This is a genomic window from Limnochorda sp., from assembly GCF_047459355.1.
Lineage (GTDB): Bacteria > Bacillota > Limnochordia > Limnochordales > Limnochordaceae > Limnochorda.
Map to the genome: position 1 here is coordinate 1 of NZ_VSCV01000070.1, position 2,321 is coordinate 2,321.

The 2,321-nt window shown below is 66.7% G+C and carries 1 protein-coding gene; it reads right to left on the minus strand.

The window, feature by feature from the left end; translation table 11 throughout:
- Nucleotides 1-37: 37 nt before the first annotated feature.
- A complete protein-coding gene (locus FWJ67_RS10825) occupies nucleotides 38-2,263 on the minus strand; it encodes an alpha-galactosidase (RefSeq protein ID WP_414482818.1) in 2,226 nt (741 codons plus the stop codon).
- Nucleotides 2,264-2,321: the final 58 nt, after the last annotated feature.

The following is a 2,321-nucleotide window of genomic DNA, read 5'->3' on the forward strand; positions in this document are numbered from 1 at the left end:
GTTTCGATCCTATCTTTCACTTCTTCGGGGGCCCGCCTCATTCCTTTCCGGGCCCCACCGCCCGCCAGTGGAGGACGACGCTTTGAAAATCGCCGCCGGTGTTGGCGAGATAAGGCTCCACCGTCAGCCCTACCTCCATGAGCTGGTCCCCATCCCACCGTTCGCCCTGACCCACCAGCTCGTACTCCAGGGCAGGATCGAGGCCCACCAAGCGGAGGCGGCTGGGACGCGGATTGGGCTGAGCCAGGACCCGGTAGAACCCCACCAGCGCCTCCCGCCGGTCTTTGGCGACCACCATCCAAGCCGTCTCGTTCCCTTCGAAGGGGCTGAGGAGCCGGTAGAAGTCGCCGCGGTGGATCAGGGCCCGGAGTCTCTTGTACCGAACCACCTGAGCCTGGATGGCCGCCTTCTCCTCCGGATCCAGCCGGGTGACGTCCAGCTCGTAGCCCATGTTGCCGAAGAGGGCCACATCCCCCCGGGTGGCCAGGGGCGTCACGCGGCCCACCTGGTGGTTGGGCGCGGCGGAGACGTGAGCCCCCATGGTCACCAGGGGGTAGACGATGCTGGTGCCGTACTGGATCTTCAACCGCTCCACCGCATCGGTGTCGTCGCTGGTCCAGATCTGGGGCATGTAGTAGAGGATCCCCGGGTCGAACCGGCCCCCGCCCCCGGCACACCCCTCGAAGAGAACGTGGGGGAAGGCCTCGGTCAGCTCCTCCAGCACCTGGTAGAGCCCCAAGATGTACCGGTGGGCTGTCTCCTGCTGGCGTTCGGGCGGCAGCCCGGCCGAGCCCACCTCGGTCATGTACCGGTTCATGTCCCACTTGACGTAAGCGATGGGGGCACTCCTGAGGATGGCCCCAATCCGGTCGACGATGAACCGCCGGACCTCCTCCCGCGTCAGATCGAGGACCAGCTGGTTCCGACCCAAGGACCGGCTCCGTCCCGGCACATGGAGGCACCAGTCGGGGTGGGCCCGGTAGAGGTCACTGTCGGGTGAAACCATCTCCGGCTCCACCCAGAGCCCGAAGGCCAGCCCCAGGTCGTTGACCGCCTCCCCCAAGCCCTTAAGGCCCCGGGGCAGCTTGGCCTTGTTCGCCTCCCAGTCGCCCAAAGAGGACGTGTCATCGTTCCGCCGGCCGAACCAGCCGTCGTCGAGGACAAAGAGCTCCATGCCCAGCGCCTGGGCCTCCCGAGCCAGCTCCAGCAGGCGTTCCTCAGTGAAATTGAAGTAAGTCGCCTCCCAGCTGTTGAGGAGCACCGGCCGGGGGCGGTCCCGGTAGGGCCCCCGCAGGAGGAAGCGGCGGAACAGGTCGTGGAAGGTCTGGGAGAGCCCGTTGAGGCCCCGGTCGGAGTAGACCAAGATCAGCTCCGGGGTTTGGAAGATCTCCCCCGGTTCCAAGAGCCAACTGAAGTTGAGGGGGTGAATCCCCATAGCCACTCGGGTCTGGCCGTAGTGGTTCACCTCCGCCTGGGCGAGGAAGCTCCCGCTGTAGACCAGGCTGAAGCCGTAGGCATGGCCGTGGTGCTCGTCGGTCTCGGGCCGGAGGAGGGCAAGAAAGGGATTCTGGTGGTGACTGCTCGCCCCCCGGGTACTCCCGATGGCCTGGATCCCCGGCACCAGCGGCCGCCGCCACAGGTGGCGCTCCCGGGCCCAAGCACCCGAGAGCTGAAGGAGCTCAAAGCGGTCGTCGGGGAAGTCGACGCTGCCGCTGAACGCGCGCAACAGCCGGAGCCGTCGGGAGCCCTTGTTGGTGAAGCGGGCGGAGCGGGTGACCACGTTCAGCTCCCGGTACACCGTGTAGGTGAGGACCACCTCCAGGCCCGCGTGCTCGTCGGCCAGGGTGAGATCGAGGCTTTCCGCATCCTCTCCCCGCTCCACGAAAGTGGCCGGCAGCCCCACCAAGGGGCGCTTGCCGGGGTAGATCTGATGGCTTTGATAGCGCAGGTCGGTGACGGTGGAGCCATCGTCCAAGGCCACCTGGTAGGCCGGCTCGCGGAAATCGGTCCGCCCGTAAGCGGGGTACTCCTGGGGCAGCAGATCTAGGGAAAGGCGAGGGTACGGGGCCTCACCCAACACCGGCGTGGCCGGCGCTTCCCCAAACAACTGAGGCGCGATCCGGCCCAGCTCCACAGGTTGGCGGAGGGCCCCGCCCCAGAAGACGTGGGCGACCAAGCCCGTTTCCAGGACCTGGAGCACGTAACTGCTCCCGGGGGACCGCAGGTGGAAAAGACCTTTTGTTGGATCGTAGCTGATGCCCACCGGTTTCCCTCCCCATCGCCTTCGGAAGCCAGCGGCTTCTTCAGGAGAGGGTTCACCC